The following is a 26,984-nucleotide window of genomic DNA, read 5'->3' as shown; positions in this document are numbered from 1 at the left end:
GTTGCAATAGGCTCGCCGCATGACCGAGTCCGCCGCGCCGTCCGACACGTACTCCTACCTCGGACCCGCAGGGACCTTCACCGAGGCCGCGCTCAAGCTCGTGGACGCCGCGGCCGGCAAGCCCTGGCGGAGTGTCAACAACGTCGGCGAGGCCCTCGACGACGTCGTCAGCGGCCGGTCGATCGGTGCCGTCATCGCCATCGAGAACAGCGTCGACGGCGGGGTCAGCGCGACGCAGGACGCCCTCGCCCGGATCCCCGGCGTGCGCATCGTGGGGGAGTACCTCGTCCCCGTCGACTTCGTGCTCGTCGCCCGCCCCGGCACCGCGCTCGCCGACGTCCGGACCGTGAACGCGCACCCCGTGGCCTACGCCCAGACCCACAACTGGCTCGAGGCGAACGTCCGCGGCCACGGGCACATCCCGGCGTCCTCGAACGTGGCGGCCGCGGCCGCCCTGCTCGACGAGCACCCCACCGCCGACGCCGCGGTCGCACCCCCGGGGATCACCGACCACTACGCGCTCGAGGTCCTGGCCTCGTCCATCGGCGACAACGCCTCGGCGGTCACCCGGTTCGTGCTCGTGTCGAAGACCCTGGCGCTGCCCGAGCCGACCGGGGCCGACAAGACCAGCGTCATCGTCGAGCTCCCCGCCGACCACCCCGGCGCCCTGGTCGACATGCTCGAGCAGTTCGCGACGCGGGGCATCAACATGGGGTTGCTGTCCTCGCGGCCGATCGGCGACGAGCTCGGGCGGTACCGGTTCGTCATCGACCTCGACGGACACGTGCGGGACGAGCGCGTGGCGGACGCACTGCTCGGCCTGCGGCGGTTCAGCCCGCGCGTGACGTTCCTCGGGTCGTATCCGCGGGCCGACGGGGTCCGGCCCGAGGTGCCCGCGCGATACTCGGACGTCGCGTTCGTCGAGGCGCGCGACTGGCTGCGCGCGATCGTGTCCGGCGAGCCCGAGGCGCGCTGAGCGCTGGCTCCGCGCGCTGCGCGTGCCCCTCGTGCACCGGCGCGATCTGCTCCCGCACAACCAAAGTCCCGCGGAACCACGTCGTCGCGTGGTTCCGAGGGACTTTCGTCGTGCGGAGCGCCGCGGCGCGCGCGGCGCGCGCGGCTACCGCCGGCGGCCGCGGCCCGTCGCCGGCTCGACCGCGGGGATCCGGACGTCCAGCGAGCCCGGGTCGATCTTCGCGCGGAACGCCACGATCTCGCCCACCGGGTCGCCGTCGATCTCGAACTCGTCCGGCTTCGCCAGGCGCAGCGTGAACTCCTCGCCGCGCAGGTACCGCAGCGGGCGCTCCTGCTTCGCGGCCGTCGTGATCCGGCGGCCGATCACGGTGTCGGACAGGGCCGACCGGCGGAACCACCGCAGGATCCCGTTCTCCCAGAACACCCGGGCGGCGATGCGCACCCAGCCGAAGAACCCCCGAGGCCGCATCACGACGATGTCGAACACCCCGTCGTCGATCTCGGCATCGGGCAGGAGCATGGCGTTGGCCTGGAGCATGCCGCAGTTGCCGACGATGACCGAGTGCGCCCGGACCGAGCCGTTGCGCGCCGACTCGTCGAGCCGGTACTTGAACTCGAAGCCGTCGGTGTCCCGGACGGAGCGGAACAGCGAGTCGAGGTAGGCGAGCCACCCGACGCGCTTCTTCAGCTCGGGGCGCGTGTTCGCGAGCATGCGGGCGTCGAGCCCGAGGCCGGCCATCACGACGAAGCCGAACCGGTCGCGGGAGCCGTCGGGACGCTCGACACCGAGCAGTCCGAAGTCGATCGAACGGTCGTGCCCGGTGAAGATCGCCTTGGCCATCCCGCCGAGGTCGTCCAGCGGCAACTTCATGTTCCGCGCGAGCAGGTTGCCCGTGCCGCTCGGCAGCAGCGCCAGCGAGGCGTCGGACCCGTGCACCACCTCGGCCACGGCGCGGACGGTGCCGTCCCCACCCGCGGCGGCGACGACGTCGGCGCCGGCTTCGAGCGCGGCGCGGGCCATGCCGCCGCCCGGGTCCTCCTCCGTCGTCTCGAACCAGAGGGTCTCGGCCCAGCCGGCCTCCTGCTGGTGCTTCTCGACGGTGCGCTTGAGGGTCGGCAGGTGGACCTTGACCGGGTTGTAGACCACCGCGGCCGTCCGCTGTTCGGTCTGGAGGGCGTCCTGGTCCGCGGGCGCGGTCTCCGAAGGGGTCGACATGCACCAACGGTACCGATCGGATGCTGCGAGCGGACGGCCCTCGCGAACCGTCTCGGGCCTGGAGGCGCGGGTCGGGCCCGCACCGCGCCTCCAGTCCGTCTCGCACCCGGTCCGCAACCGGCGCTGGCTAGGATGATCCGGTGATCGATCCCCAGCTGCTGCGTGACAACCCGGACGTCATCAAGGCCTCGCAGGAGGCGCGCGGCGCCTCCGTCGCCGTCGTCGACGAGGCCGTCGCCGCGGACGCGGCACGGCGGAGCGCGATCACCTCGTTCGAGTCCCTCCGGGCCGAGCAGAACGCCTTCGGCAAGACCGTCGCGAAGGCCCCGAAGGACGAGAAGGCCGCGCTCGTGCAGCAGGCCCAGGCGCTCGCCGCGAAGGTGAAGGAAGCGCAGGCGACCGTCACCGCGGCCGAGGAGTCCTTCAACGCGGTCGTCCGGAGCATCCCGAACGTCGTGCTGCCCGACGTGCCGAAGGGCGGCGAGGACGACTTCGTCACGCTCCGCACCGTCGGCACGAAGCCGGAGTTCGACTTCGAGCCGAAGGACCACGCCGACCTCGGCGAGCACCTCGGCATCATCGACATCCCGCGCGGCGTGAAGGTCTCCGGCTCGCGGTTCTACTTCCTGCGCGGCCTCGGTGCACGGCTCGAGATCGCCCTGATGTCGCTCGGCCTCGACCGTGCGATCGCCGCAGGCTTCGAGCCGCTCATCACCCCGACGCTCGTGCGCCCCGAGACCATGGCCGGCACGGGCTTCCTCGGCGAGCACGCGGCCGAGGTCTACCGGCTCGAGGCGGACGACCTCTACCTGACCGGCACGAGCGAGGTCGCCCTCGCCGGGTTCCACGCCGACGAGATCCTCTCCTTCGACGGTGGCGACGGCCTGCGGTACGCCGGCTGGTCGACCTGCTACCGGCGCGAGGCCGGGTCGGCGGGCAAGGACAACCGCGGCATCCTCCGCGTGCACCAGTTCAACAAGCTCGAGATGTTCGCCTACGTCCACCCGGACCAGGCCGAGGCCGAGCACGCCAAGCTCGTCGGGTACCAGGAGCAGATGCTGCAGGACCTCGGGCTGCACTACCGCGTGATCGACGTGGCGGGTGGCGACCTGGGCACGAGTGCGGCGCGCAAGTACGACATCGAGGCGTGGGTCCCGACGCAGGGCACCTTCCGCGAGCTCACGTCGACGTCGAACTGCACGACGTTCCAGGCTCGTCGCCTCGACATCCGGTACCGCACCGAGAGCGGGAAGACCGCGCCGGTCGCGACCCTGAACGGCACCCTCGCGACCACCCGGTGGATCGTCGCGATCCTCGAGACGCACCAGCAGGCCGACGGTTCGGTCGTCGTGCCCGAGGTCCTCCGTCCCTACCTGGGCGGCGTCGAGGTGATCGAGCCCCGATGAGCACGCAGGGTCGGTTCGTCGACGGTTCGGCCGGTGCGGGTGCGCCGGCCCGGACGAAGCGCTGGTTGGTGGCGCTCGACATCGACGGCACCACCATGCGCGAGGACGGTGTCGTCACCGACACCGTGATCGCCGCGCTCCGCGATGCCGAGGCGGCCGGACACGAGGTCATGCTCAGCACCGGTCGCAGCGAGGGCATGACCGTCCCGCTGCTCGACACGCTCGGCATCCAGCCGAAGTACCTCGTCTGCGCGAACGGAGCGCTGACGCTCGCACGACGTCCCGACGGCTCCTACGAGCGGGTGCACGTCGAGCAGTTCGACCCGAGCGAGGTCCTGCAGACCATCCACGGCGCCCTCGAGAACGCCGCGTTCGGCGTCGAGGACCAGACCGGCCACTTCCTGCTGTCCGGCAACTTCCCCGACGACACGATGACCGTCGCCGGTGAGCACGTCCCGTTCGAGCGGCTGCTCGGCGTCGAGGCGACCCGCGTCGTGGTCATCTCTCCCGGGCACGACACCGAGGACTTCCTGCAGATCGTCGAGCAGATGGGCCTGCACAAGGTCTCGTACTCGGTGGGCTGGACGTCGTGGCTCGACATCGCTCCCGAGGGCGTGACGAAGGCCACCGCGATGGAACGGGTCCGCGAGTGGCTCGACATCCCGCGCTCCCGCGTGTTCGCCGCGGGCGACGGTCGGAACGACATCGACATGCTCCGGTGGGCCTCGACCTCGGGGCGCGGCGTCGTCATGGGGCAGGCACCCGAGGACGTCGTGGACGCGGGCAACGAGCTCACGGGTGGCGTGACCGACGACGGCCTGGCGGCTGCGCTCGACTCCCTGCCGCGCTAGCCCGGTAGACTTCCCGGGACGCGATCACGTCTCGCCACGTGGTCGCGTCGCTGGAGGGTTGTCCGAGCGGCCGATGGAGCCTGTCTTGAAAACAGGTGGGCAGAGATGTCTCGTGGGTTCGAATCCCACACCCTCCGCCATGGACACACGCCTGCGCCTGATCCGCGTCGACGACGCCGCGACGCTCGCGGCCGTCGTCAGTGCGAGCGCCGACCACCTGCGGCCGTGGGAACCGACCCGTTCGCCCGCCTACTTCACCGAGGCGGGGCAGCACGACGTCATCGTCCAGGCCCTCGCGGCCGAGCGTGCCGGCACGTCCGTCCCGTTCGTGATCGAGTCGGTCGACGGCGAACTGCTCGGCCGGATCACGCTGAGCGGCATCACCCGCGGTGCCCTGCAGTCGTGTGCGATGGGGTACTGGATCCGCGCCGACCGGGTCCGGCAGGGGCATGCCTCCCGAGCGGTCCGGGCGGCTGCGGCGCACGCGTTCGAGGTGCTCCGGCTCCACCGTGTCCAGGCGGAGACCCTGCCCGAGAACGTGGGCTCGCAGCGTGCACTGCAGGCAGCGGGGTTCACGCGCTACGGCCTGGCGCCCGAGTACCTCAGGATCGCCGGGGCGTGGCGCGACCACGTCATGTTCCAGCTCCTCGCTCCGACCGACCGGTGAGCACCCGGTTCAGCTGACGAGCCCCGTCACGACGTCGTGCACCACGCGGGCGGCACGGGCGGCCGCATCGTCGAGGTGCTCCTTGAACTCGTCGCCGTCCGGCGCACACAGGTCGCTGATGCACCGGACGGAGACGAACGGCATGGCGTGGACGTGCGCGAACTGCGCGATCGCCGCCGACTCCATGTCGACCGCCGCGACCGTGGAGAACGCCGTCCGGAGCAGACGTGCTCGACCCTCGGTGACGAAGATCTCGCTCGAGCCGATCGTGGCCGAGCGGAGGCGGTACCCGGCGTCCGAGGCGAGTGCCAGCTCGACGAGCCGGTCGTCGGGCTCGTACCCGGTGGGCATGCCCGGGACCTGGCCGAGCGCGTACCCGAACGCCGTCGCGTCGGCGTTGAGGTTGACGTAGCGGTCCCCGACGACGACGTCGCCGATCTCGACGCCGTGCATCAGCCCACCGGCCGTCCCGACGCTGATCACCGGGATGCCCGAGCCGAAGTCGTGGAACGCGTGGGCGACCGCTGCCGTGGCGTTCGTGAACCCGATGCCGCTGCGGCGCACGGCGACCGTGGCGCCACCGACGTCGAGCAGGTGGTGTTCGTCGTGGCCGCCGACCGGACCGTCGAGGATCGGGACACCGCCGAGGAGCCCGGCGAACGCGGACACCTCTTCGCTCATGGCGGCGATGACGACCGCGATCGGGGGAGGGAGTTGCACTGATCGATGATCGCACGGGCCGCCGACCGTCGGGACACCGGGACGCGTACCGTGCACCGTGCGCGAGGAGATCCAGGGGGCGGTGTGGTCGAGGTCGTCGAGTACCGGGCGGAGTGGCCGCGGCGCTTCGCGGTGCTGCGGACGGCGTACGGCGCGGCGCTCCTCGCCGCCGGCGTCCCGCACCGCATCGAGCACGTCGGCAGCACGGCGGTGCCCGGCCTCGCGGCGAAGCCCGTCATCGACGTCGACGTGGTCGTCGGGGCGGCGGACGTGCCCGCGGCCGTCGAGGCCCTCGCTGCGGTCGGTTTCGTGCCGCGCGGCGACCTCGGCATCCCGGGGCGGCAGGCGTTCCGCACGCCCGAGCGCTTCGCCCCGAGCAACACCTACGTCGTGGTCGAGGGATCGCTCGCGCTCCGCAACCACCTCGGCGTGCGCGATGTCCTGCGCGCGGACGGCGCACTCCGCGAGGAGTACGCCGCCGTGAAGCGTCGGGCTGCCGCCGAGGCGCTGGACATCGACGACTACCTCGTGCGCAAGACCGCGGTGCTCGACGGGGTGCTGCGCGCGGCGGGCCTCACCGACTCCGAGCGCGCGTCGATCGCCGATGCCACCGCGGGCATCACCGGCCGAGGCGCCCACGGCTGACCCCTGACGCGCGGGTGTGACCCGACCGGCTGCGATCGGCCGACTCGCCGCGGTCGTGCGCGTGTCGTCCCGCCGTCGTGACCGTTCCGGTTCGCGGATCGCGGGATCCGCGAACCGGAACGGTCACGCGCCCCGCGGAACCGGCCGTCCCGACGCCGCAGCGCGCCGCGGCGTGTCCCGACGCCTCGCCGTCGCGCGGAACGGCGGGCCGGGTCGCGAGCGCCGCCGGGGCCATCGACAGCGAAGGCGTCAGGCAGACGCCAGCGCCGGGTAGAGCGCGGTGAGCGGGGCGCTCAGCCCGGCGCGGACGTCGCGGCTGACCTGGTCGGCCAGGACCTCGTGCTCGCCGGCCTCGAGGGCGTCGTAGATCGCCGCCACGATGTCCGCCGGGTCGGCCTTCTCGACGTCGAGGTCGGCCGTCATGCCGGTGTCCGTGTAGCCGAGGTGCGCTCCGAGGACCTGCGTCCCCTGGGGTGCGAGCTCGAGGCGCAGGGAGTTCGTGATCGACCAGAACGCGGCCTTCGAGGCGGAGTAGCCCCCGGCCAGCGCGATCCAGCTGAGCACCGAGTGCACGTCGATGAGCGCGCCCCCGGCCAGCGACGGAGCGAAGGCCTTGGCGACCCGGAGCGCACCGAAGACGTTCGTGGCGAAGACGTGCTCGACCTCGTCGACCGAGGTCTCGAGGAGCGGCGCGGAGCCACCGATGCCGGCGTTGTTCACGACGATCGTCGCGTCGGCTGCTGCACGGGCGGCGGCGTCGACGCTCGCCTGGTCGGTGACGTCGAGGGCCAGCGGCACGATGCGCTCGTCGTCCCAGGTGCGCGGGGCCCGGGCCGTGGCGTAGACCTTGGCGGCGCCGCGGTCGAGGGCCTGCTGGACGAACGCGGCGCCGAGGCCGCCGTTCGCTCCGGTGACGAGGACGGTCGCGTCGGTGAGGGTGGTCATGGAGTGCTCCTGTCGAAGAGATTGGGTACGGAAAGTGAACCTAGCACGGTGTGTCTGGATTCCGAACCCAGGTAGGATGAACACATGCTCGGCATCCTCGGCGGCGACGAGCGCTGCCCCATCGCGCGGTCCCTCGACGTCCTCGGCGAGAAGTGGACGCTCATGATCGTCCGCGACGCCCTCGCGGGGTCGACCCGCTTCAGCCAGTTCCAGCGGAGCCTCGGGGTCCCGCGGGAGGTCCTCACGGCACGCCTCGGCTCCCTCGTCGAGGGTGGCGTGCTCGAACGCCACGCCTACAAGCCGGACGGCGGACGCGTCCGTGACGAGTACGTCCTCACCGAGGCCGGTCGCGACCTCTCGCTCGTGCTGCTCGCACTGGGCGGGTGGGCGGACCGGCACCGGCCGTCCGAACGCACGTCCGACCTCCGCTTCGTCGAGGCCACCACCGGCGAGCCGGTCGAGGCGGTCGCCGTGACGCGCAGCGGGCACCGCCGCGTCGCGCTCGACGCGCTCGAGGCGGTCATGGAGGGCTGACGGTGCGAGCAGGCGGGCTGGCGTGACCAGCGTCGGACGGGAGGCGCGGGTCGGCCCCGCACCGCGCCTCCCGGACCGCAGGCGGGTGCGTCAGCGACGCACGCCGCACCCGCAACTGGCGCCGAGCACCAACTCGGCGGGGACGAGGTCCCGGTGCCACTGGTTGTCCGCGTCGAGGCCGAGCACCCGGTCGACGGCGGCGGTCGCCATCGTCTCGATCGGCTGCCGGACCGTGGTGAGCTGCGGGTTCGTGTAGTCGGCCTCGACCGCGCCGTCGAAGGAGACGATCGCGACGTCGTCGGGCGCGGACAGTCCGAGCTCGAAGAGGGCGCGCAGGAGCCCGACCGCCTGCATGTCGGAGCTGACGAACACCGCTCGGGGGCCGGAGCCCTCGCCGAACATGCGGAGACCGGCCTCGTAGCCGCCCCGTCGGGTGAAGTCGCAGCGGACGATCGGGCCGTCGGGCAGCCCGGCGTCGCGGAGCGCCCGCATCCAGCCCTGCTCGCGGAGCTCCATCGAGCCGGCGTGTCCCATGACCAGGCCGATCGATCGGTAGCCGTGCTCGACGAGGTGCTGCGTGCCGTCGTACGCGCCGCGCAGGGCGTCGACGCCGATGCTCGCGTAGTCGGGCACCTCGAAGAAGGTGTTGAGCAGGACCATCGGGATGCCGGGGTCCGTCACGGTGGACAGGTCCGGCCGCGTCATGATGCTCGTGACGATGATGCCGTCGACCTGCCGGGCGGAGAGGCTGCGCAGGCGCTCCCGTTCCTGTGCGGCATCGCCGTCGCTGTTGGCGAGCAGGACGTCGTACCCGCGCGCGGCGGCGGCGTGCGTCACCGCGACACCGAGCTCGGACCAGAACGGGTTGTCGAGCTCGGGGACGATGAGTCCGAGCATCTTCGAGGACCCGGTGCGGAGGGCCTGGGCGCTCGCGTTCGGGCGGTAGCCGAGGACGCGGATCGCCTCGCGGACGCGTGCCGCGGTGGCCGCTGCGACCGGACGGGGTCCGTCGTGCACGACGTAGCTCACGACGGAGGTGCTCACGCCGGCGTACCGGGCGACGTCGGCGCGGGTGACCGCCCTCGGGATCGTCGGGACGGTCACGGGTGCCACCTTCGTCGGGTCGGAAGTCGCGTTCGGGTGCCGGCCCGTGCGGACCGACACCCGAACACCACTTGCTAGTCGCTGGCGATACTAGACGAGCCCACCGCCTCGACCGTCTCCGGGGCGTCGCCGAAGTCCGGCACCTCGAGGCGGACGCCGCCCTGCAGTGCGGACTGGTGGGCGATGATGCCGGGCAGCGTGAACCGGGCGGCGGTCCAGGCGTTCACCGGCGGCAGGGTCCGGTCGACGACGGCCCGGACGAAGTCGTCGGCGAGGAACTGGTGGCTGCCCTCGTGTCCGGTCGGCACGCCGGCGTACTCGGCCGGCAGGCGCGACGTGTCGTGCACAGCCGCGTAGCCGGAGACGAACGCGTCACGGAGCGAGGGGTCGACGCCGGCGAGGCGCGGGTCGTCGAGCTCCATCGTGGCCTGGGTGTCGATCTGGTCGCTGATGTCGTGCGAGTCCTCCTTGTCCTGCCAGACGCTGACCTTGGCGAGCTGCTCGAAGCTCGCCTCGGTGCCGAAGTAGCGGAAGCGGGACTCGCGGATGTGCGACGGGTAGCCGACGCGGCGCATCTCGTTGATCCTCATGACCCCGCCGTTGTCGAGCTCGAACAGGGCGGTGGCGTTCGAGAAGTCGTTGTCGAACTGGCTGACGTCCTTGTCGAAGACCCCGTCGCCGCGGTCGTCCTTGACGCCGATGCAGCTGACGCTGACCGCGTGCCCCGGGATCGCACCGAGGACCCCGCCGACCGAGTGCGTCGGGTAGAGCATGGGCGGGTAGCTGGCGGTGCGCTTCCAGTCCTCGCCGCCGCTGAACTGGTACGCGGCGTAGAAGCCGAGGTCCATGTCGTGCACGTAGTCGCCCTCGGCGTAGAAGACACGGCCGAAAGCACCCTCGGCGACCTTCGAGCGGGCGAACACCGTCGCGGGGTTGTAGTAGCTCGTCTCGCCCATCATGTAGGTGAGCCCGGTCTCGCGGACGGCCTCGATGATGGCCTCGATCTCCTCGACGGAGATCGCCATCGGCACAGCCGAGTACACGTGCTTGCCGGCGCGGAGGGCCTTGACCACGAGCGGCCCGTGCGTCCAGCGCTGCGTGAAGATCGCGACGGCGTCGACGTCCGAGGCGAGCACGGCGTCGAAGTCCGGGAACGTGCCGTCGAGGTGCTGTGACTCGACGAGCTCGGATGCCCGGTCGTCGACGAGGTCGGTGACGAAGACGCGGTCGACGTCCGGGTGCAGCTTGAACAGCTTGGCGAACTGGGGGGCGAACTGGCCCGCGCCGACCATTCCGACAGAGATCATCAGTGACCTTTCCAGGTGGGGGATGCGTCGCCGGGCAGGTCGCTCCGATGCGATCGAGGGCCATCCTGACACCGATGTCTACACGTGACAACCCCTGATTCAAACCAAGAAAAAGCCTCTTGCTACCCGCTGTCCCCACGTGTAGATTCCCGGCTCACGGACTGCTGCACGTCAGTCCACCGCAGACGAAGGAGTCGCGATGGCCACCGAGAGCCCTGTGTCGTCACCCTTGACGACGGCCAGCACGAGACGGCGGAGTCGGGCGACCGACCTCGCCCGTGCCGGCACCACCTCCCCGCGACGCCGGCCCAGGAACGACCTCTGGCTGGCGCTGATCTTCATCGCTCCGGCATCGGTCGGCTTCGCCGTGTTCCTCGCGTGGCCCACCGTCCGGGGCATCTACCTCAGCTTCACGTCGTTCAACCTGCTCACGCCGCCGGTGTTCACCGGGCTGCAGAACTACGAGCGCCTGGTGCAGGACTCGATCTTCTGGCACTCGATGGCGGTGACGGTCGAGTACGTCCTGCTGAACATCGGGTTCCAGACGATCCTCGCGCTGTTCATCGCCGTGATGATGCACCGCCTCACCAAGTCGACCTTCGTCCGGGGCATCGTCCTCGCGCCGTACCTCGTGTCGAACGTCGTCGCGGCGCTCATCTGGCTGTGGATCCTCGACACGCAGCTCGGCATCGGCAACGAGATCCTGTCGGCGATCGGTGTGGGCCGCATCCCGTTCCTGCAGAGCGACTTCTGGGGCATCCCGACCATCGCGTTCATCAACGTCTGGCGGAACGTCGGCTACACGGCACTCCTCATCTTCGCGGGCCTGCAGGCGCTGCCGGAGCAGGTCTACGAAGCCGGCCGCATCGACGGCGCCAGCGAGTGGAAGATGTTCTGGCGCATCACCGTGCCGCTGCTCCGACCGATCCTCTCGCTCGTGCTCATCATCACGATCATCGGGTCGTTCCAGGTGTTCGACACCGTCGCCATCGCCACCCAGGGCGGACCCGCGAACGCCACGAACGTCGTGCAGAACTACATCTACAACCTGGCGTTCGGCCGGTTCCAGTTCGGCTACGCGTCCGCCGTCTCGGTGGCCCTCCTCATCGTCCTCAGCATCATCACGATCATCCAGTACCGACTCTCGCGTTCCGGCGAGAGCGACCTGGACTGACGGCCAGAGCACACGGAAGCGAGTCGAAGATGACCAGCACCCTGCCCCCGGTGGTCGAACCGCAGACCACCCGCGCGATCACCACCCGCGGCGGCCCCCGACCGCCTCGTCGGAAGCCCTCCGTTGGACGGGTCATCGCCTGGATCGCGATGATCGCCGTCATCGTCGTGACTCTGTTCCCGTTCTACTGGATCCTCCGCACCGCCCTGTCCTCGAACGGTGCGATCTCGGCCGACCCCACCTCGCTCCTCCCCACGGGCTTCAGCCTCGGTGGCTTCGAGCGCGTGTTCGGCCTGCAGTCCACGAAGGAGGCGCTCGCCCAGGGCGGGTCCGGCGCTGCCATCAACTTCTGGCAGTACCTGCTGAACTCGGTGCTCACCGCGACGATGATCACCGTCGGCCAGGTGTTCTTCTCGGCCGGGGCGGCGTACGCGTTCGCGCGGTTGCGGTGGCCCGGGCGCGACCGGGTCTTCGCGGTCTTCCTCGCCGGACTGATGGTGCCGACGATCTTCACGCTCCTGCCGAACTTCACGCTGATCAAGTCGCTCGGCCTGGTCGACACCCTGTTCGGGATCGCCCTGCCGTCGATGCTCATGACGCCGTTCGCGGTGTTCTTCCTCCGGCAGTTCTTCCTCGGGATCTCCCGCGAGGTCGAGGAGGCGGCACTCATCGACGGCGCCGGCAAGGTCCGGGTCTTCTTCCGGCTCATCCTCCCGATGGCCTCCGCCCCGATCGCGACGCTCGCCGTCCTGACGTACATCACGGCGTGGAACGACTACTTCTGGCCGCTGATGGTCTCGTACACCGACAGCTCCCGCGTGCTCACGGTGGCGCTCGGGGTCTTCAAGTCGCAGTCGCCGCAGTCCGGCACCGACTGGGCCGGGCTCATGGCCGCGACGCTCGTGGCGGCGCTCCCGATGATCGTGCTCTTCGGCGTCTTCGCCAAGCGGATCGTCAACTCCATCGGCTTCTCCGGCATCAAGTAGGGATCCGCACATGACGAACTCCATCACCCGCCGCGCCCTCTTCGCCGGCGGAGCGTCCGCCCTGGCGCTCGGTGCGCTCGCCGCCTGCTCCACCACGGGCACCCCGAACCCGCGGAGCGGTGCGACCGGCACGGTGTCCTACTGGCTCTGGGACTCGAACCAGCTGCCGGCGTACCAGGCCGTCGCCAAGGCCTTCGAGCGCGAGAACCCCGGCATCACGATCAGGATCACCCAGCTCGGGTGGGCCGACTACTGGACGAAGCTCACCGCCGGGTTCATCGCCGGCACCGCTCCGGACGTGTTCACGGACCACCTGTCGAAGTTCCCGCAGTTCGCCGACCTCGACGTGCTGTACGAGCTCGACGAGCTCGAGGCGACGTCGGGGATCCGTGACGACGACTACCAGTCCGGGCTCGCCCAGCTCTGGAAGGGGCGGGACGGCCACCGGTACGGCTCGCCGAAGGACTGGGACACGGTCGCGATGTTCTACGACCAGAAGGTCATCGCGAAGGCCGGGTACACCGCAGACGACCTGGCCGCCCTGTCCTGGAACCCCGATGACGGCGGCACCTTCGAGCGTGCCGTCGCGCACCTCACGATCGACGGCAAGGGGCGCCGCGGGGACGAGCCGGGTTTCGACAAGACGGACGTCGCCGTCTACGGGATGAGCGCCAACGGCAGCGGGGGCGACGGGTTCGGGCAGACCCAATGGTCGCCGTTCACCGGGTCGATCGACTGGTTCTACACGAACAAGAACCCCTGGGGGAACCGATTCCGCTACGACGACGCCGGGTTCCAGAAGACGATCTCGTGGTACTTCGGGCTCGCCGAGAAGGGCTACATGCCGAAGTACGGGGTCTTCTCCACGACCACCGGACCGGACGTCCAGCTCGGCTCGAAGAAGGTGGCGCTCTCGTTCAACGGCTCGTGGATGATCGGGACGTACGCGAACCTCCCGGGCATCGACGTCGGGATCGCGCCGACGCCGACCGGACCGATCGGGCACCGCGCGTCGATGTTCAACGGGCTCGGCGACTCGATCACGAAGCAGGCGCGGAACCCGGAGGCAGCTGCGAAGTGGGTCGCGTACCTCGGCAGCGCTGCCGCCCAGGAGATCGTCGGCCGGGCGGGCATCGTCTTCCCGGCACGCCGATCGGGGACCGACGCAGCGGTGGCGGCGTACGCGAAGCGGGGCCTCGACGTGACGGCTTTCACCGAGCAAGTCGAGGACGGCACGACGTTCCTGTTCCCCGTGACCCGCAACCCGGCCGACGTGCAGGCCATCGTGCAACCCGCGTTCGACGACATCTACGCGAACGGCAAGCCGATCAGCACGCTGACGGGCGTGAACGAGCAGGTCAACAACCTCCTCGCCCTCACCTGAGCCGCCGTTGGTCGACCGCCTGGAGGCGCGGGTCGGGCCCGCACCGCGCCTCCGGTCCGCACGTGGGGGACTGGAGGCGCGGGTCGGGCCCGCACCGCGCCTCCAGTCCGCCCGTGGGGACGCGCACGCCGACGCGCGGACGTGCGCACCCTGACGACGACTGCGCGTGGTGGAACGCGCGCAGTGGTCGTCAGCGCGCGCACTCACGCCCGCGCCCGACCGCGCCCGCCCCGCCGCCCGCGCCCGCGCGCCCTACCGCTCCGGCGCGCGCTGGAACCCGATCTCGAGCAGCAGGTTCGCGTGCGAGCGCTGGTCGCCGGTCGCGATGACCAACCCGGTCTCGGGCGCCCGGACCGCGTCGTAGAACGCGAACCGGTCGAGCGCACCGAGCGGCACGTCCGGCCCGAGGATGCGCCGGTAGCCCTCGTGCGCTGCTACGACGGTGTCCGCCGGAGCCTCCATGACCGTCGCCGCCTCGACCGGGACCGCGTCGAGCAGGGTCGTCAGGACCTCGTCGACGTCGAGCAGTCCGGGGCGGAAGTTGAGGTGCACGAGCGCGGCGCCGGGCCGCATTGCCGTCGCGAACGGGTAGTTCCCGTCGGCGACCAGCACCTTGGAGCCGTGCCCGAGCGACGCGAGCGCGCTCAGCGTCGGTTGGTGGGTGAGGGTGTAGCGCAGCATCATGCCTCCGTGGGGGTGACGAGTCGGGCGACCGATCCACCGGCGACCAGACGGGGTGCGACGACGACGTCGACGGGAGCCGGGTCGGCGTCGGGGTCCGTCAGGCGCGCGTGGATCAGGTCGGCGGCGCGGACGGCGAGCTCGTGCGTGGGCTGCACGATGACGGTGAGCTTCGGGACGGTGGCCTGGGCGAGTTCGAGGCCGTCGAACCCGAGCACGGAGAGCTCCCGGCCGAGGGTCAGCCCGGACTCGTTCAGCGCGATGACGGCTCCGAGGGTGAGTTCGTAGTTCGCGCAGAAGACCGCGGTCGGGCGGTCCGGCTGCACGAGGAGCCGCTGCATCGCCGCCTGCCCGTGCTGCACCGTGAGGGGCCCCTCGACGACCGAGTCCGGTCCGAGGACACCGCCCTCCCGTTCGACCACCGCACGGAAGCCCGCGGTGCGCTCCCGCATGGTGGAGACCGCGGGGTCACCCGCGACGACCCCGACCCGGCGGTGCCCGTGGTCGAGCAGGTGCCGGGCGGCGAGGGCGCCGGCGCCGCGGTTGTCGAGGAAGACGCCGTCGGCGGCGAGGGCGTCCGCACGCCAGTCGATCTGCACGACCGGCACGCGCTCGGCCGCACGCGCCAGCGCCTCGACGTCGTGGTCCGACGGCACCGCGATGATGCCGTCCACCATCCGGCTGAGGAGCAGGTCGACCGCGCCCGCGGCGGCGTCCGGGCTCGACGAGACGATGACGCTCGTCCCGTGCGCCCGGAGTGCGCTCTCGACCCCGGCGATCACGGTGAGGTGGAAGTCGTTGTCGAGCGCGGGCAGCAGGACGCCGATCGTGCCGGACCGCCGGGAGCGCAGGCTCCGGGCGAACCCGTTGGGACGGAACCCGAGCGTCGCCGCGGCCCGTTCGATCGCCTGTGCGTTCTCGTCACGAACGGTGCCGCCGTTGTAGAACTTCGAGATCGTCGCGAGCGAGAGCCCCGTCGCCCGCTGCAGGTCCTTGTAGGTCGCCGTCACCCGACGCCCCCGGGGATCGTGCCGTCCTCGTCCCACAGGTCGTGCCAGCTGTCGGCGCCCGACCACAGGAACACCTGCCCCTTGATGAGCCGGACGCCGTGGTCGACGTCCTGCATCGCCCGGAGTTCCTCGTCGGTGAGCGGGTCCGTCAGCGCGCCGTCGAGGTTCGCGCGGTACTGCTCGGGCTTCACCGAGAACGGGATCGGGACCTGCCCGCGCGCGACCGCCCACTTGAGGCAGACCACGGCGGGGTGCACGCCGTGCGCCTCGGCGATCCGCCGGACGACGGGGTGGTCGACGTCCACGGGGTCGTCGTCCTCGCGGTCGCGCTCCGGGCGGGACGGTGACCCGAGCGGCGAGTAACCCACGGGCTGGATGTCGTTCGCGCGGCAGAAGTCGAACAGCTCCGGTTGCTGGAACGTCGGGTGCAGCTCCATCTCGTTGAGCGCGGGGAGGACCCGGGCGTCGCGGAGCAGCAGCCGCAGCTTCGGGACCGTCGTGTTCGACGTGCCGAGGTGCCGGACCAGTCCGGCGTCGACGAGCCCCTCGAGCGACCGCCAGAGCGCGAGGTACGCGGCGTGGTCGTAGGGGCGGGCCGACCGGTCGCGGTCCTCGACCGAGGCGTGCGGCGCGTGGTGGTTCGGGAACGGCCAGTGCACGAACACCGCGTCGAGGTGGTCGACCCGCAGGTCCCGGAGTGATCGCTCGACCGACGCGACCGCATCGGCCGGGTCGTGCGCGTCGTTCCAGACCTTCGACATCACGAAGAGGTCCTCGCGCGGGACACCGCTCGCCGCGATCGCCACGCCGACCTCGGGCTCGTTGCCGTAGACGGAGGCGCAGTCGACCAACCGGTAGCCGGCGTCGAGGCCGCCGCGGACCGCCGCCGCCACCTCGTCCGGGCCGTACCGGTCGGAGCCGAACGTGCCGAGCCCGATCGTCGGGATGCGTGCGCCGGTCCGCAGGGGTCGGCTCGTCGGGACGTCCACGGTGGCCTGCTTCCTGCGCGTCGTCGCGCATCACTCAACGTTTCACCCATGCGGGTGCAATGCACGCTACCGTAGAACCGTCTCCAGGACGAAACGTTTCGCTCGACTCGAGGAGGAGTCATGCCCGAACCCCACGACCTGCCACGGATCGACCCGGCAGCCCTGCCGGCGCCGGTCGACGTCAGCGACAACTCGGTGGCGCTCGCCGCCGTCGCCGAGGTCGTCGCCGCCGGTCCGTACGAGGCGACCTGGGAGTCGCTCCGCGGGTACACGCCACCGCGCTGGTACGAGGACGCCAAGTTCGGGGTCTTCCTGCACTGGGGCGTCTACTCGGTGCCGGCCTTCCGGAACGAGTGGTACTCGCGGGACATGTACCGCGCGGGCACCCCCGAGTTCGAGCACCACGTGGCCACCTACGGACCGCAGTCGGAGTTCGGCTACAAGGACTTCATCCCGTCGTTCACGATGGAGCACTTCGACCCGCAGGACTGGGCGACCCTGTTCCGTCGCGCGGGGGCGCAGTTCGTGGTCCCCGTCGCCGAGCACCACGACGGCTTCGCGATGTACGACACCGACCGCTCCCGGTGGAGCGCGGCGCGGATGGGGCCGGAGCGCGACGTGTTCGGCGACCTGCTCCAAGCGGTCGACGACGCGTTCATGGTCCGCGGCGCTTCCTCGCACCGGGCCGAGCACTGGTTCTTCATGAACGGGGGCGCCCGGTTCGACTCGGACGTGCTCGACCCGCGGTTCATCGACTTCTACGGCCCGGCCCAGCGCGAGGAGACCGCGCCGAACGAGCGACACCTCGAGGACTGGTTGCTCCGGACCGTCGAGGTCATCGACAAGTACCGGCCGCAGGTGCTCTGGTTCGACTGGTGGATCGAGCAGCCAGCGTTCGAGCCGTGGCTGCGCACCCTCGCCGCGTACTACTACAACCGTGCCGCCGAGTGGGGGCGCGAGGTCGTCATCAACTACAAGTGGCAGGCGTTCGCGGACGGCTCCGCGGTCTACGACATCGAGCGCGGTGCGATGGGGGACATCCCGCCGGTCGTCTGGCAGAACGACACCTCGGTGTCCAAGTCCGCCTGGTGCTGGATCGAGGGGCACGACTACAAGACCGCGCGCGACCTCGTCGCCGAGCTCGTCGACGTCGTCGCGAAGAACGGCGTCCTCCTGCTCAACGTCGGCCCGAAGCCGGACGGCACGATCGCCGAGCCCGAGCAGCGGCTGCTGGAGGGCATCGGCCGGTGGTTGACCGCCAACGGCGAGGCGATCTACGGCACCCGTCCCTGGCGCGTCTTCGGCGAGGGTCCGACGCACGTCCAGGCGGGGTCGTTCGTCGACGGCGCCGCTCCGGCCTACACGTCCGAGGACGTCCGGTTCACCACCCGCCACGACGTCACCGGCGAGTACGTCTACGCGGTCCTGCTCGCCGACCCGGCGGCCGGTGTCGCGCGCATCCGCTCGTTCGGCAGCGGGACGAACCTGCTCAGACGGCCGATCCGCAGCGTCGAGGTGCTCGGCGCCGAGGGCGAGGTGCAGTGGACGCAGACCGCCACGGCGCTCGAGGTCGTGGTGCCTACCGGCACCGATCCCGATTCCGGCCCGGTCGTGAAGGTCTGGCTGCGTCCGGAGGAGCGGCAGGAGCGAACCGACTCGCTGCACGGGTGAGCGAGCGGTCCGACGGTGACCCCCCCTCGGACTGGAGGCGCGGTGCGGGCCCGCACCGCGCCTCCAGTCCGTGACACTTAAAGCGTGGAACGACGCGCACTGATCCTGGAGGCCGCCGCCCGTGAGTTCGAGCGTGTCGGCTTCGCCGCCACGACGATCGCGGCCGTCGCCCGCGAGGCGGGCGTCTCGCAGGGCGCCCTGCACTTCCACTTCCCCACCAAGCTGTCCCTCGCGCTCGGCGTGATCGACGAACAGAACGTGCGGACGTTCGACGTCGTGAGCCACCACGACGCGTCGCCCGCCGAGGCGCTCGTCCGGGCCTCCCGGGGCATCGCCCGCATGCTGCTGACCGACCCCGTCGTGAGCGCCGGCATCCGGCTCTCGCTCGAACGCGGCGAGTTCGGTGCCGCGACCGCCGCCTTCTACGACCAGTGGATCGGTGGGATCAGCGACCTGTTCCGCCTCGCGATCGCGAGCGGCGAACTCCGGACGGACCTCACACCCGAGCAGCTCGGCGCGACCGTCGTCCCGATGTTCACCGGGGTCCAGCTCGTCTCGGCGGTGCGGACCGGCCGGCAGGACCTCTTCCCCGCGGTCGCGACGATGTGGCGGATGGTGCTCACCGCCGTCGCGGACCCTCGGCACCGGCCCCGCTTGCTGGGGGTCGTGGCGGACGCGTTCGGCACGGCAGACTGACGCTGTGGGCACCAGCGAGCACGACACCCCTCCTTACGGCGACCCGGCGCTCGCGACGTCCGGGGTCGAGCGGGTGGGGTGGTCCGCGAGCGTCGTCGCGCTGCACGTCGTCGCGACCGTGCTGCTCGCGGTCGGGTTCATCGCCGTCGCGGTGACGCTCTGGTCCCTGTTCGTCACGGTCGACGACGGTGGCGGCGCGAACATCGGCGCCGGGATCCTCGGGGTGTTCGGCCTGGGCGTCGGTGCGCTCGGGCTGGTCGTGCTCGCCGCTGCGGGCAGTGCGGCCGCGGTCACCCGTGTCCGGCGCCGACGAGCGCACTGACGCGGGACGGCACGGGGGCCGGGCTGCTGCGGGTCAGCGGTCGTGGAGCTCGCGGTCGCGGAACCACTTCAGCAGCCAGGCCGCGCTCGTGCGGTCGAAGGACCGCGGGAAGTCGACGCCGTCCGTGAGGAACGGGCTGAAGCCCTCCTCGGCGGCGATGTCGGAGTCGTCGAGCGACCGGTAGGCCATCGACCAGCCGTCGAACCGACGGCGTTCGATGTCCTCGCGCACGAGCGACTTCACCTCACCGTGGCGGGGGTCGCGCGCGATCGCGGCGAACCGGTCGTCCACGCTCCACGCCGGGCCCTCGAGCAGCTGCATGAAGCGGCCGTCCTTCGCCAGCAGGATGCCGGAGACCCCCAGCGCCTCGTTCCGGAGCCGCGACCCACGCAGGAGTTCGGTCAGGGCGGCGTCGTCGAAGGGGGTGGCCGCCCGGCTCATGTAGACGATGGAGACGAGCACGGCTCCATCTTGGCGCGGGCCGCCGACGACACGAAATGGTGTCCGCTACACGTAGTCCGTGGTCGGAACCGTCCCGTCAGTCCGCGGACGGGGCCGGTGCGCCGACCGGGGGCTCCCGCACGTCGAGCGTGGTGCGGTTCCGGGTCGCCGGGGCGGCGAGCAGCGCCACGACGAGGAGTGCGGCGGGGACGAGCATCGCCGCCTGCAGGCCGAGGTGCTCGCCGAGGAACCCGAGTGCCGGAGGACCCGCCAGGAACGCGATGTAGCCCGCGGTCGCGACGACGGACACCCGTCGATCACCATCGGTCGGGTGGTCGCCGGCGGCCGAGATCGCGAGGGGGAAGCCGAGGGCGATGCCGAGACCCCACACCCCGGCGGCGGCCGCGGTCAGCACGGGGCTCGGCGACACCACGACGAGCAGCACGCCGACGGTGCCGACCGCGGCGCACACCCGGACGACCGGGGCGCGACCGAACCGGGCGACGAGGGGCGTGCCGGCCGTCCGCCCGACGAACATCGCGAGGGCGAAGCCGGTGAAGACCAGGGACCCGACGGCCTCGGGGGCGCCGTGGTCGGTCGTCATGAGCAGCGGGAGCCAGTCGCTCGCGGCACCCTCGGCGAACGCCATCGCCAGGGTGATCACGGCGATGAGCAGCACCTGCACCGTGAGCACGGCCCGGAGCCGCGGAGCCGGTGCGGCCGCGGACGACGCCTCGGGCGCAGCGCGGGGGACCGGACGGAGGTTCAGGGCGGCGAACGCGGCGAGTGCGGCCATGACGACGGTGGCGCCGAGCAGGTGCGTGAGGACCGGCGTCCGGGCAGCGGTCACCGCGATGCCCGCCACCCCGCCGAGGACCGTGCCGAGACTGAAGCAGGCGTGGAGCAGCGGGACGACCGGCCGACCGATCCGCCGTTCGACCGCGGCCGCCTCGACGTTCAGGCCGATCTCGGCGACGCCGGACCCGAAGCCGATGAGGAACAGCCCGCCCCACACCCCGGCGGCGAGCTGCGCGGGGGCGGACAGGGCGACGAGGAGCATGCCGACGACGGGCAGGACCCCGCCGAGGACGATGAGCGGCCGGGTCCCGAGTCGCCGGACGAGCACACCGGCGCCGAGGATCCCGATCATCGAGCCGATCGAGAGCCCGAGGATGACGATGCCCATCGCCTCGATCGAGGCCCCGAGCGCGTCGCGGATCGCGGGCGTGCGCGTGATCCACGAGGCGATCCCGAACCCGGTCATCGTCGACGTGGCGAAGAGTGCCGCGCGGTGGCGCTCGATCATGGGTCCATCAGAACGTCCCACCGTGGTCGAGTCAAGGGAACGCGGTCGGCGGCCTAGGATCGGGCACATGGCGACCGTCCTCCTCGTCCGGCACGGACGCACCACCGCGAACGCGACCGGCGTCCTCGCCGGACGGACGGCAGGGGTGGCGCTCGACGCCGTCGGTCGCGAACAGGCCGCACGGACGGCCGGGCGACTCGCCGCGGTCCCGCTCGCCGTGGTCGTGTCCAGCCCGCTCGAACGGTGTCGGCAGACAGCCCGCGCGCTGCTCGGACGCCAGGCGGGCGATCCGGAGACCCGCATCGAGCGGGCGATCACGGAGTGCGACTACGGCGACTGGCAGGGCCGGAAGCTCGCGGACCTCGCGAAGGAGCCGCTCTGGCGGACGGTCCAGGCGAACCCGAGCGCCGTCGTGTTCCCCGGCGGGGAGTCCATGCAGGGGATGCAGTCGCGCGCGGTCGGCGCCGTCCGCCGGATCGACGCCGAGGTCGAGGCCGCCCACGGTCCGGGCGCCGTGTGGGTCGCGGTGAGCCACGGCGACGTGATCAAGTCCGTGCTCGCCGACGCGCTCGGCATGCACCTCGACCTGTTCCAGCGCATCGCGGTCGGACCGGCGTCGGTGTCCATCGTGCGCTACGGCGAGCACCGTCCCGAGGTCGTCGCCTCGAACACCGAGTCGGGTGACCTGACGTGGCTCGCGGCCGCACCGGCGCCGAGCGCGGACGCCGCGGTCGGGGGCGGCGCCGGCCACGACGACCCCGCCACCGGGACCGCTCCTGCCGGAGCCTGAACGACTGTCGCCCGGCGCTCCTACAATGCGGGGTATGCCCACCATCGTGCACGGCTTCGACTGGCCGGACCGTCTCGTCGTCGGGACCGTCGGCCGTCCGGGCGAGCGGTCCTTCTACATCCAGGCGCGTGACGGCCGCCGTGTCACGAGCGTCGCGCTCGAGAAGGAGCAGTCGGCCGTCCTCGCGGACAAGATCGACGAGCTCCTGGACGAGGTCGCGACCGTCGAGGACAACCGGTTCAGCGTCCCGCCATCCGCGCCCGCAGAACTCCGTGACGGTGAACCGCTCGACCAGCCGGTCGAGGCCGAGTTCCGTGCCGGCGCCCTGAGCCTCGGGTTCGACCCCGCGACCGCTCAGGTCGTGATCGAGGCGTACCCCATCGACGACGAGCTCGAGATCGTCGCCGAGACGACCGAGGACGGCGAGGAGATCGAGGCCGTGGTCGAGATCCCCGAGCCCGCCGAGCTGTTCCAGGTGAAGATCCCGGTCGGCACCGCTCGCGCGTTCGTCGAGCGCACGCGGGAGATCGTGGCCGCCGGCCGTCCGCCAGGGGCCGCATGAGCGACGGGTCGCTGTCCATCCGGGCACGCATCCGGGAAGCCTCGAACGCCACCTTCCTCGCCGACCTCGACGGCGAGGCGGTCGTCTACAAGCCGATCGAGGGGGAGCGACCGCTCTGGGACTTCCCGGACGGCACCCTCGCCGATCGAGAGGTCGCGGCGTACCTCGTGTCCGAGGCGTTCGGCTGGGACGTCGTCCCCCCGACGTGGATGGGCGAGGGGCCGTTCGGCCGCGGCATGGTCCAGCGGTGGCAGGACGTCGATCCCGAGCAGGACGCGGTCGACCTCGTCCCCACCGAGGACGCCGAGGCCGAGCTGTCCGGCGACGGCGCACCCCGCTGGCGGCCGGTGCTCGAGGCGATCGACGAAGCGGACCGTCCGGTGACCCTCGTGCACGAGGACACGACCGCACTGCGGCGGATGGCGGTGTTCGACGTCGTGGTGAACAACGCCGACCGCAAGGGCGGGCACGTCCTCGCGATGCCGGACGGTCACCGCTTCGGCGTCGACCACGGGCTGACCTTCCACGTCGAGCACAAGCTGCGCTCGGTGCTGTGGGGGTGGATCGGCGAACCGCTCGACGCGGACGAGCTCGAGGGCATCGACCGGGTGACCGACGCGCTGCAGGGCGATCTGGGTGCCGCACTCGACGAGCACCTCACCGTGGCCGAGGTCGACACCCTGCGCGCCCGGTGCGCGGCGCTGCGGGCGGTCGGGCTGTTCCCGCCGCCACCGGGACACGGCCCCGCCGTGCCCTGGCCGCTCTTCTAGCGAAGCGCTCGGCCGCCGGCGCGGAGATCGGGTCGGCGGGTTCCGTCGGGTGCGGAACCCACCGACCCCTACCGCGTCCCGCCTGCCGGGGCGCGGTGACCCATGGCGGTCGGACGGAGCGCGCCGTTGCCCTCCGGGACCCCACGGGGGTCGACCGGCCGAGGACGGATCAGGTGCCATCGGTCGGTCATCACCACCTCACCGACGCTGTCGGTGTACCGACAGCATCGGTGTACCGACGTGGTCGGTTCACCGACGAGGTCGGTTCACCGACGAGGTCGGTCAGGTGGAGCGGTGATCGCGGCCGGGGTCTGGGGCAGCTGTGGCGTCAGCATACGACCGAGATCGCCGGAGGAACAGACCCTGCCGTCAGATTGTCCAGTCGTCCCGGAAGAGCGCTCCACCGCGGCGCGATCCCAGGTACGACCCGACCACCGCGACGCCGAGGTCGTCGTTCTCGGGCGCGACGACCTTGCCGTCCACCCGCTTCGCCATCGCGTCGATGAAGCGCGCCAGCCCCGGGTCGTCGCCGAGCCGGAAGAAGGTCGTCTGCGCGCCGAGTCGTCCGGCGTTCTCGAGCTCCCGGACGGACAGCGCGATCGTGATCGGGTCCGGCGGGTACCCGAACCACACCTGGCCGTTCGGTTCGAGGTGGGAGGTGGGCTCGCCGTCGGTGACGATGAGCAGCACGGGCTGGGCGGTCGGGTGCTTCCGGAAGTGCCGGTTCGCGAGCAGCAAGGCGTGGTGGAGGTTGGTGCCCTTGTCCCACATCGCGTCGAGGCCGACGAGTTGCTCGATCTCCATCACCTCGGCTTCGCGGCCGAAGGCGATGAGCTGCAGGTCGTCGCCGCGGAAGCGCGTGGACACGAGGGTGTGGAGTGCGAGCGCGGTGCGCTTCATCGGCACCCACCGGTCCTCCATCGCCATCGAGAACGACGTGTCGACGAGCAGTGCGACACAGGCCTGCGTCCGCGCCTCGGTCTCCTGCACCTCGACGTCGTCGATCTCCAGGCGGACGCCGGGACCCATCCGTCCCGAGGCAGCGGTGCGGGTGAGCGCGTTCGTGATCGACCGCGTGACGTCCCACGGCTCGGTGTCGCCGTACTGCCACTGCCGGGTCGCACCGGAGGGTTCGCCGGACGCACCGGAGCGGCGGAGGTCTCGGGCGCCCTGGCGGCCGGACATGCGCTCGGCGACGTCCCGGAGCAGGCTCTTCCCGAGCTGCCGCATCGCCTTCGGGGTGAGCCGGAGCTGCCCGTCGGCACCGCGGCGCATCGCACCGGAGTTGCGCAGGGCCTTCTCGAGCTGCTGCAGGGTCCTCGCGTCGACGACAGCGTCGTTCCCGAGCTGGCGGCCGAGGGCGTCGAGGTCGAGGTCGTCGAGGTCGGAGCCCGGTCCGGCCTGCGCGATCTGGTCGGCGAGGGCGTCGAGGTCGGCGATGTCCTGGAACACCCCGGTCCCGTCGCCGAGGCCGAGTCCCTGCTCGCCCTCCATCCGCTCGGAGCCGCCCCAGTCCTCGCCCGGCCGGAGCGAGCGGAGGGTGTCGTCGAGCTGGGCGAGCTGTCCCATCAGGTCGGGGGAGCCGAACGCCTGCTGGGCGAGGGCGTCGAGCTCGTCGCGCTGCTCCTGGGTCATCGAGTTGCGCATGCGCTGCGCCGCGGCCGCCCGGGCAGCGAGGTCGTCGAGCAGTTCCTCGACGTTCTGCGGGTCCGACGGGAAGTACTGCCCGTGCTCGGCCATGAACGCGTCGAACTGCTCCTGCGTGTCCGTCCCCGCACGGTGGTCCTCGAGCAGGGTGTTGAGGTCGCGCATCATCGCGGCGACGTCCTCGCGGTCCTGGTCGGTGGCGCCCTCGAGCGCCTGCTTCATGCCGGCGAACCGCTGGTCGAGCACCTCGCGGCCGAGCAGGTCCTTGATCTCCTCGTACTTCTGGCGCGCGGTCGGGCTCGTCCAGTCGTAGCCGCTCAGCTCCTGCACCGCGGTGGCGGGCGACGGTGACAGGCTGTCGAGCTGCATCTCGGCGAGGGCTCGGTCGCCGTCGTCGATCTCGGTGTCGCGGGCGAGTTGTCCGCGTTCCGCGAGCACGGCCTCGTCGAGCAGCTGCTTGACCTGCTGCAGGGTGCCGTCGAGGTTGTTCTTCGCCGTCAGCTCGCGACGTCGCTCGGCCACGCGGCGGGCCAGGTCGTCGAGGCCGCGCTGGTCCTGACCGCCGCGGCGCAGGTACTCCCGGATGGCACGCTCGGGCGAGGTCCCGCCCATGACGTCCTCGCCGATGGCGTCGAGCGCCTCGGCCAGGTCGACCGGGGGAGCGAGCGGGTCCGGGCCGTCCTCGTACTTCCCGTAGCGCGCGTCCCGCGCCAGGCGTCGGTTCGCCCTAGCCATAGACGGCTTCGCCCCCGCCGGACTCCTTGCTGATCCTCCGGGCGAGGTACAGCCCCTCGAGCGCGAGTTCGATGGCGCCGGCACGCTCGCCGTCGTCGGTCGCACCGAGCCGTTCGCAGATCTGGTCGTACAGGTCGGACTCGCCGATCGACGGCAGGCCCTCGAGGAAGGCGCGGGCGCTGACCTGCTCACCCGTGGTCACCATCGTGCCCCCGTCGAGCGCCTCGACGAGGACCGCGAAGTCGAGCCCGCGGAAGCGCGCCCGGACGGTCTCGGCGGTCGCGGTCCGGAGCAGGTGCTCGAGCACCTCGTCGGCGCGGTCCTCCTCGCCGTTCTCGAACTCGATCTTCCCGCCGAGGACGTCGATCGCGGTCTCGAGGTCGATCGGCCGCGCCACCGCGTGCTCCTCGCCCTGCCGCGCAGCGCGGTGCACCGCGGCGGCGGAGATCGTCTCCGCGCCGGCGATCGCGAAGCGGGCGCTGACGCCGCTGCGCTGGTCGACCGCACTCGATCCGCGCAGGGCACGCGTGAACCGGGCGAGGATCTCGACCAGCGCGTCCGGCACGTCGGCGGTGAGCCGCGCCTCCTGGCGGATCACGGCGATCTCGTCCTCGAGCTCGATCGGGTAGTGGGTGCGGATCTCGGCGCCGAAGCGGTCCTTCAGCGGGGTGATGATCCGACCGCGGTTCGTGTAGTCCTCGGGGTTCGCGCTGGCGACCACGAGCACGTCGAGCGGGAGCCGCAGGACGTAGCCGCGGATCTGGACGTCGCGCTCTTCCATCACGTTGAGCATCGCGACCTGGATGCGCTCGGCGAGGTCGGGGAGCTCGTTGATGGCGACGATGCCGCGATGGCCCCGGGGGACGAGGCCGAAGTGGATGGTCTCGGGGTCACCCAGGCTGCGGCCCTCGGCGACCTTCATCGGGTCGACGTCGCCGATGAGGTCCGCGACGCTCGTGTCCGGCGTCGCGAGCTTCTCGACGTAGCGGTCGTCGCGGTGCCGCCAGCTGATGGGCAGGGCGTCGCCGAGGTCCGCGGCCCGGCGGATGCTCGCGGTCGTGATCGGTTCGTACGGGTGCTCGCCGAGTTCGGAGCCGGTGATGACCGGCGTCCACTCGTCGAGCAGGCCCTGCAGGGTGCGGAGGAGTCGGGTCTTGCCCTGTCCGCGTTCGCCGAGCAGGACGACGTCGTGCCCGGCGATCAGGGCGCGTTCGAGCTGCGGGACGACGGTGGTGGCGAAGCCGTGGAGGCCGGGCCAGGGGTCGCGCCCCTCGCGGAGGGCGCTGAGCAGGTTGTCGCGGATCTCGGCGCGGACCGTCTTCTGGACGTGGCCAGAGGTGCGGAGCTCGCCGACCGTTCTGATGTCGGGTCGGGTCACCTCTTCGAGGTTACGCCGTTCGGGCCAGGAGGCGCGGTGCCAGCTGGCACCGCGCCTCCTGGCCTCCTGCTT

General features: G+C 71.5%; 27 protein-coding genes and 1 tRNA gene. 16 read left to right on the top strand and 12 right to left on the bottom strand.

Annotation, left to right across the window (positions count from 1 at the left end; all coding sequences use genetic code 11):
• Positions 1 to 19 precede the first annotated feature (19 nt).
• Positions 20 to 976, top strand: coding sequence for a prephenate dehydratase (gene pheA / locus QE359_RS18900; protein ID WP_071296051.1), 957 nt, complete (start codon positions 20 to 22; stop codon positions 974 to 976).
• A gap of 144 nt (positions 977 to 1,120) precedes the next feature.
• On the opposite strand, the gene QE359_RS18895 is transcribed toward pheA, so the two are convergent.
• Entirely contained in the window at positions 1,121 to 2,191 is a 1,071-nt protein-coding gene (locus QE359_RS18895; RefSeq protein WP_083403430.1) for a diacylglycerol kinase family protein, read from the bottom strand.
• 140 nt (positions 2,192 to 2,331) lie between these two features.
• Here QE359_RS18895 and serS point away from each other — a divergent pair, with 140 nt between their 5' ends.
• From serS to QE359_RS18875, 4 genes are all read left to right on the top strand, one after another.
• Positions 2,332 to 3,597 carry a serine--tRNA ligase gene (gene serS, locus QE359_RS18890; protein WP_070418122.1) on the top strand — a complete coding sequence of 422 codons (1,266 nt, stop codon included), beginning with the start codon at positions 2,332 to 2,334 and terminating at the stop codon, positions 3,595 to 3,597.
• Positions 3,594 to 4,448 (top strand): HAD family hydrolase, encoded by an 855-nt coding sequence (locus QE359_RS18885; RefSeq protein WP_309780363.1) that lies wholly within the window; start codon positions 3,594 to 3,596, stop codon positions 4,446 to 4,448. The genes serS and QE359_RS18885 overlap by 4 nt, the downstream gene beginning before the upstream one ends.
• A gap of 52 nt (positions 4,449 to 4,500) precedes the next feature.
• A tRNA-Ser gene (locus tag QE359_RS18880) sits at positions 4,501 to 4,588 on the top strand.
• Positions 4,588 to 5,115 carry a GNAT family protein gene (locus QE359_RS18875; protein ID WP_309780362.1) on the top strand — a complete coding sequence of 176 codons (528 nt, stop codon included), beginning with the start codon at positions 4,588 to 4,590 and terminating at the stop codon, positions 5,113 to 5,115. Before QE359_RS18880 ends, QE359_RS18875 begins: the two co-directional genes overlap by 1 nt.
• 9 nt (positions 5,116 to 5,124) lie before the next feature.
• Here QE359_RS18875 and mtnN read toward each other — a convergent pair whose 3' ends face one another.
• Entirely contained in the window at positions 5,125 to 5,835 is a 711-nt protein-coding gene (gene mtnN, locus QE359_RS18870) for a 5'-methylthioadenosine/S-adenosylhomocysteine nucleosidase (RefSeq protein WP_309780361.1), read from the bottom strand.
• Positions 5,836 to 5,919: 84 nt separating this feature from the next.
• Between mtnN and QE359_RS18865 the strand changes: the two genes are divergently transcribed.
• Entirely contained in the window at positions 5,920 to 6,480 is a 561-nt protein-coding gene (locus QE359_RS18865) for a GrpB family protein (RefSeq protein WP_309780359.1), read from the top strand.
• A gap of 249 nt (positions 6,481 to 6,729) precedes the next feature.
• Here the strand turns inward: QE359_RS18865 and QE359_RS18860 are convergent, their stop codons facing one another.
• Positions 6,730 to 7,425: an SDR family oxidoreductase gene (locus QE359_RS18860; protein ID WP_309780358.1), complete on the bottom strand. Its 696-nt coding sequence runs from the start codon at positions 7,423 to 7,425 to the stop codon at positions 6,730 to 6,732.
• A gap of 84 nt (positions 7,426 to 7,509) precedes the next feature.
• On the opposite strand from QE359_RS18860, the gene QE359_RS18855 reads away from it, so the two are divergent.
• Positions 7,510 to 7,959, top strand: a complete 450-nt coding sequence (locus QE359_RS18855) for a helix-turn-helix domain-containing protein (protein ID WP_309780357.1) — start codon at positions 7,510 to 7,512, stop codon at positions 7,957 to 7,959.
• Positions 7,960 to 8,049: 90 nt separating this feature from the next.
• Here the strand turns inward: QE359_RS18855 and QE359_RS18850 are convergent, their stop codons facing one another.
• A complete protein-coding gene (locus QE359_RS18850; RefSeq protein WP_309780356.1) occupies positions 8,050 to 9,063 on the bottom strand; it encodes a LacI family DNA-binding transcriptional regulator in 1,014 nt (337 codons plus the stop codon).
• Positions 9,064 to 9,137: 74 nt separating this feature from the next.
• Positions 9,138 to 10,370: a Gfo/Idh/MocA family protein gene (locus tag QE359_RS18845; protein WP_396127746.1), complete on the bottom strand. Its 1,233-nt coding sequence runs from the start codon at positions 10,368 to 10,370 to the stop codon at positions 9,138 to 9,140.
• Positions 10,371 to 10,569: 199 nt separating this feature from the next.
• Here QE359_RS18845 and QE359_RS18840 point away from each other — a divergent pair, with 199 nt between their 5' ends.
• The 3 genes from QE359_RS18840 to QE359_RS18830 are packed head-to-tail and all read left to right on the top strand — an operon-like array spanning position 10,570 to position 13,914.
• Positions 10,570 to 11,544, top strand: a complete 975-nt coding sequence (locus QE359_RS18840; protein WP_083403428.1) for a carbohydrate ABC transporter permease — start codon at positions 10,570 to 10,572, stop codon at positions 11,542 to 11,544.
• A gap of 29 nt (positions 11,545 to 11,573) precedes the next feature.
• Positions 11,574 to 12,530, top strand: a complete 957-nt coding sequence (locus QE359_RS18835; RefSeq protein ID WP_083295227.1) for a carbohydrate ABC transporter permease — start codon at positions 11,574 to 11,576, stop codon at positions 12,528 to 12,530.
• A 10-nt stretch (positions 12,531 to 12,540) separates the two neighbouring features.
• Positions 12,541 to 13,914, top strand: coding sequence for a sugar ABC transporter substrate-binding protein (locus QE359_RS18830; RefSeq protein ID WP_309780355.1), 1,374 nt, complete (start codon positions 12,541 to 12,543; stop codon positions 13,912 to 13,914).
• Positions 13,915 to 14,166: 252 nt separating this feature from the next.
• Here QE359_RS18830 and QE359_RS18825 read toward each other — a convergent pair whose 3' ends face one another.
• Genes QE359_RS18825 through QE359_RS18815 form a run of 3 tightly spaced genes read right to left on the bottom strand, consistent with a single transcriptional unit; the run spans position 14,167 to position 16,594 of the window.
• A complete protein-coding gene (locus QE359_RS18825; protein WP_071302897.1) occupies positions 14,167 to 14,595 on the bottom strand; it encodes an RbsD/FucU domain-containing protein in 429 nt (142 codons plus the stop codon).
• On the bottom strand, positions 14,595 to 15,605 hold the full coding sequence (locus tag QE359_RS18820) for a LacI family DNA-binding transcriptional regulator (RefSeq protein ID WP_309780354.1): 1,011 nt from the start codon (positions 15,603 to 15,605) through the stop codon (positions 14,595 to 14,597). Before QE359_RS18820 ends, QE359_RS18825 begins: the two co-directional genes overlap by 1 nt.
• The gene (locus QE359_RS18815; RefSeq protein WP_309780353.1) at positions 15,602 to 16,594 is read right to left on the bottom strand and encodes an aldo/keto reductase; all 993 of its coding nucleotides are present in this window, start codon (positions 16,592 to 16,594) and stop codon (positions 15,602 to 15,604) included. Before QE359_RS18815 ends, QE359_RS18820 begins: the two co-directional genes overlap by 4 nt.
• A gap of 120 nt (positions 16,595 to 16,714) precedes the next feature.
• Here QE359_RS18815 and QE359_RS18810 point away from each other — a divergent pair, with 120 nt between their 5' ends.
• The 3 genes from QE359_RS18810 (at position 16,715) to QE359_RS18800 (ending at position 19,283) form a co-directional block, all read left to right on the top strand.
• Positions 16,715 to 18,265 carry an alpha-L-fucosidase gene (locus tag QE359_RS18810; RefSeq protein WP_309780352.1) on the top strand — a complete coding sequence of 517 codons (1,551 nt, stop codon included), beginning with the start codon at positions 16,715 to 16,717 and terminating at the stop codon, positions 18,263 to 18,265.
• An 84-nt stretch (positions 18,266 to 18,349) separates the two neighbouring features.
• A complete protein-coding gene (locus QE359_RS18805; RefSeq protein ID WP_309780351.1) occupies positions 18,350 to 18,961 on the top strand; it encodes a ScbR family autoregulator-binding transcription factor in 612 nt (203 codons plus the stop codon).
• A 4-nt stretch (positions 18,962 to 18,965) separates the two neighbouring features.
• On the top strand, positions 18,966 to 19,283 hold the full coding sequence (locus QE359_RS18800; protein ID WP_309780350.1) for a hypothetical protein: 318 nt from the start codon (positions 18,966 to 18,968) through the stop codon (positions 19,281 to 19,283).
• A gap of 33 nt (positions 19,284 to 19,316) precedes the next feature.
• Here the strand turns inward: QE359_RS18800 and QE359_RS18795 are convergent, their stop codons facing one another.
• Together QE359_RS18795 and QE359_RS18790 are read right to left on the bottom strand one after the other, a co-directional pair.
• Positions 19,317 to 19,745, bottom strand: a complete 429-nt coding sequence (locus QE359_RS18795; RefSeq protein ID WP_083295228.1) for a BLUF domain-containing protein — start codon at positions 19,743 to 19,745, stop codon at positions 19,317 to 19,319.
• A 76-nt stretch (positions 19,746 to 19,821) separates the two neighbouring features.
• Positions 19,822 to 21,030 carry an MFS transporter gene (locus tag QE359_RS18790; protein WP_309780348.1) on the bottom strand — a complete coding sequence of 403 codons (1,209 nt, stop codon included), beginning with the start codon at positions 21,028 to 21,030 and terminating at the stop codon, positions 19,822 to 19,824.
• A 67-nt stretch (positions 21,031 to 21,097) separates the two neighbouring features.
• On the opposite strand from QE359_RS18790, the gene QE359_RS18785 reads away from it, so the two are divergent.
• Genes QE359_RS18785 through QE359_RS18775 form a run of 3 tightly spaced genes read left to right on the top strand, consistent with a single transcriptional unit; the run spans position 21,098 to position 23,152 of the window.
• Positions 21,098 to 21,820 carry a histidine phosphatase family protein gene (locus QE359_RS18785; RefSeq protein ID WP_309780347.1) on the top strand — a complete coding sequence of 241 codons (723 nt, stop codon included), beginning with the start codon at positions 21,098 to 21,100 and terminating at the stop codon, positions 21,818 to 21,820.
• A gap of 34 nt (positions 21,821 to 21,854) precedes the next feature.
• Entirely contained in the window at positions 21,855 to 22,382 is a 528-nt protein-coding gene (locus tag QE359_RS18780; RefSeq protein ID WP_070418140.1) for a DUF3090 domain-containing protein, read from the top strand.
• Entirely contained in the window at positions 22,379 to 23,152 is a 774-nt protein-coding gene (locus QE359_RS18775; protein WP_309780346.1) for an SCO1664 family protein, read from the top strand. Before QE359_RS18780 ends, QE359_RS18775 begins: the two co-directional genes overlap by 4 nt.
• A gap of 369 nt (positions 23,153 to 23,521) precedes the next feature.
• Here the strand turns inward: QE359_RS18775 and QE359_RS18770 are convergent, their stop codons facing one another.
• Together QE359_RS18770 and QE359_RS18765 are read right to left on the bottom strand one after the other, a co-directional pair.
• The gene (locus QE359_RS18770; protein ID WP_156794852.1) at positions 23,522 to 25,534 is read right to left on the bottom strand and encodes a VWA domain-containing protein; all 2,013 of its coding nucleotides are present in this window, start codon (positions 25,532 to 25,534) and stop codon (positions 23,522 to 23,524) included.
• The gene (locus QE359_RS18765; RefSeq protein WP_309780345.1) at positions 25,527 to 26,912 is read right to left on the bottom strand and encodes a magnesium chelatase; all 1,386 of its coding nucleotides are present in this window, start codon (positions 26,910 to 26,912) and stop codon (positions 25,527 to 25,529) included. The genes QE359_RS18770 and QE359_RS18765 overlap by 8 nt, the downstream gene beginning before the upstream one ends.
• Positions 26,913 to 26,984: the final 72 nt, after the last annotated feature.

Source organism: Curtobacterium sp. SORGH_AS_0776 (genome assembly GCF_031453355.1).
Lineage (GTDB): Bacteria > Actinomycetota > Actinomycetes > Actinomycetales > Microbacteriaceae > Curtobacterium.
This window is presented reverse-complemented; position numbering and strand designations above follow the sequence as displayed.

Coding starts and splice junctions, on each gene's coding strand:
- QE359_RS18775 (WP_309780346.1), top strand. CDS start 22,379: ATGAGCGACGGGTCGCTGTCCATCCGGGCACGCATCCGGGAAGCCTCG.
- QE359_RS18830 (WP_309780355.1), top strand. CDS start 12,541: ATGACGAACTCCATCACCCGCCGCGCCCTCTTCGCCGGCGGAGCGTCC.
- QE359_RS18780 (WP_070418140.1), top strand. CDS start 21,855: ATGCCCACCATCGTGCACGGCTTCGACTGGCCGGACCGTCTCGTCGTC.
- QE359_RS18895 (WP_083403430.1), bottom strand. CDS start 2,191: ATGTCGACCCCTTCGGAGACCGCGCCCGCGGACCAGGACGCCCTCCAG.
- QE359_RS18790 (WP_309780348.1), bottom strand. CDS start 21,030: ATGATCGAGCGCCACCGCGCGGCACTCTTCGCCACGTCGACGATGACC.
- QE359_RS18835 (WP_083295227.1), top strand. CDS start 11,574: ATGACCAGCACCCTGCCCCCGGTGGTCGAACCGCAGACCACCCGCGCG.
- QE359_RS18785 (WP_309780347.1), top strand. CDS start 21,098: ATGGCGACCGTCCTCCTCGTCCGGCACGGACGCACCACCGCGAACGCG.
- QE359_RS18885 (WP_309780363.1), top strand. CDS start 3,594: ATGAGCACGCAGGGTCGGTTCGTCGACGGTTCGGCCGGTGCGGGTGCG.
- QE359_RS18860 (WP_309780358.1), bottom strand. CDS start 7,425: ATGACCACCCTCACCGACGCGACCGTCCTCGTCACCGGAGCGAACGGC.
- QE359_RS18845 (WP_396127746.1), bottom strand. CDS start 10,370: ATGATCTCTGTCGGAATGGTCGGCGCGGGCCAGTTCGCCCCCCAGTTC.
- QE359_RS18770 (WP_156794852.1), bottom strand. CDS start 25,534: ATGGCTAGGGCGAACCGACGCCTGGCGCGGGACGCGCGCTACGGGAAG.
- pheA (WP_071296051.1), top strand. CDS start 20: ATGACCGAGTCCGCCGCGCCGTCCGACACGTACTCCTACCTCGGACCC.
- QE359_RS18810 (WP_309780352.1), top strand. CDS start 16,715: ATGCCCGAACCCCACGACCTGCCACGGATCGACCCGGCAGCCCTGCCG.
- QE359_RS18875 (WP_309780362.1), top strand. CDS start 4,588: ATGGACACACGCCTGCGCCTGATCCGCGTCGACGACGCCGCGACGCTC.
- QE359_RS18855 (WP_309780357.1), top strand. CDS start 7,510: ATGCTCGGCATCCTCGGCGGCGACGAGCGCTGCCCCATCGCGCGGTCC.
- QE359_RS18840 (WP_083403428.1), top strand. CDS start 10,570: ATGGCCACCGAGAGCCCTGTGTCGTCACCCTTGACGACGGCCAGCACG.
- QE359_RS18825 (WP_071302897.1), bottom strand. CDS start 14,595: ATGCTGCGCTACACCCTCACCCACCAACCGACGCTGAGCGCGCTCGCG.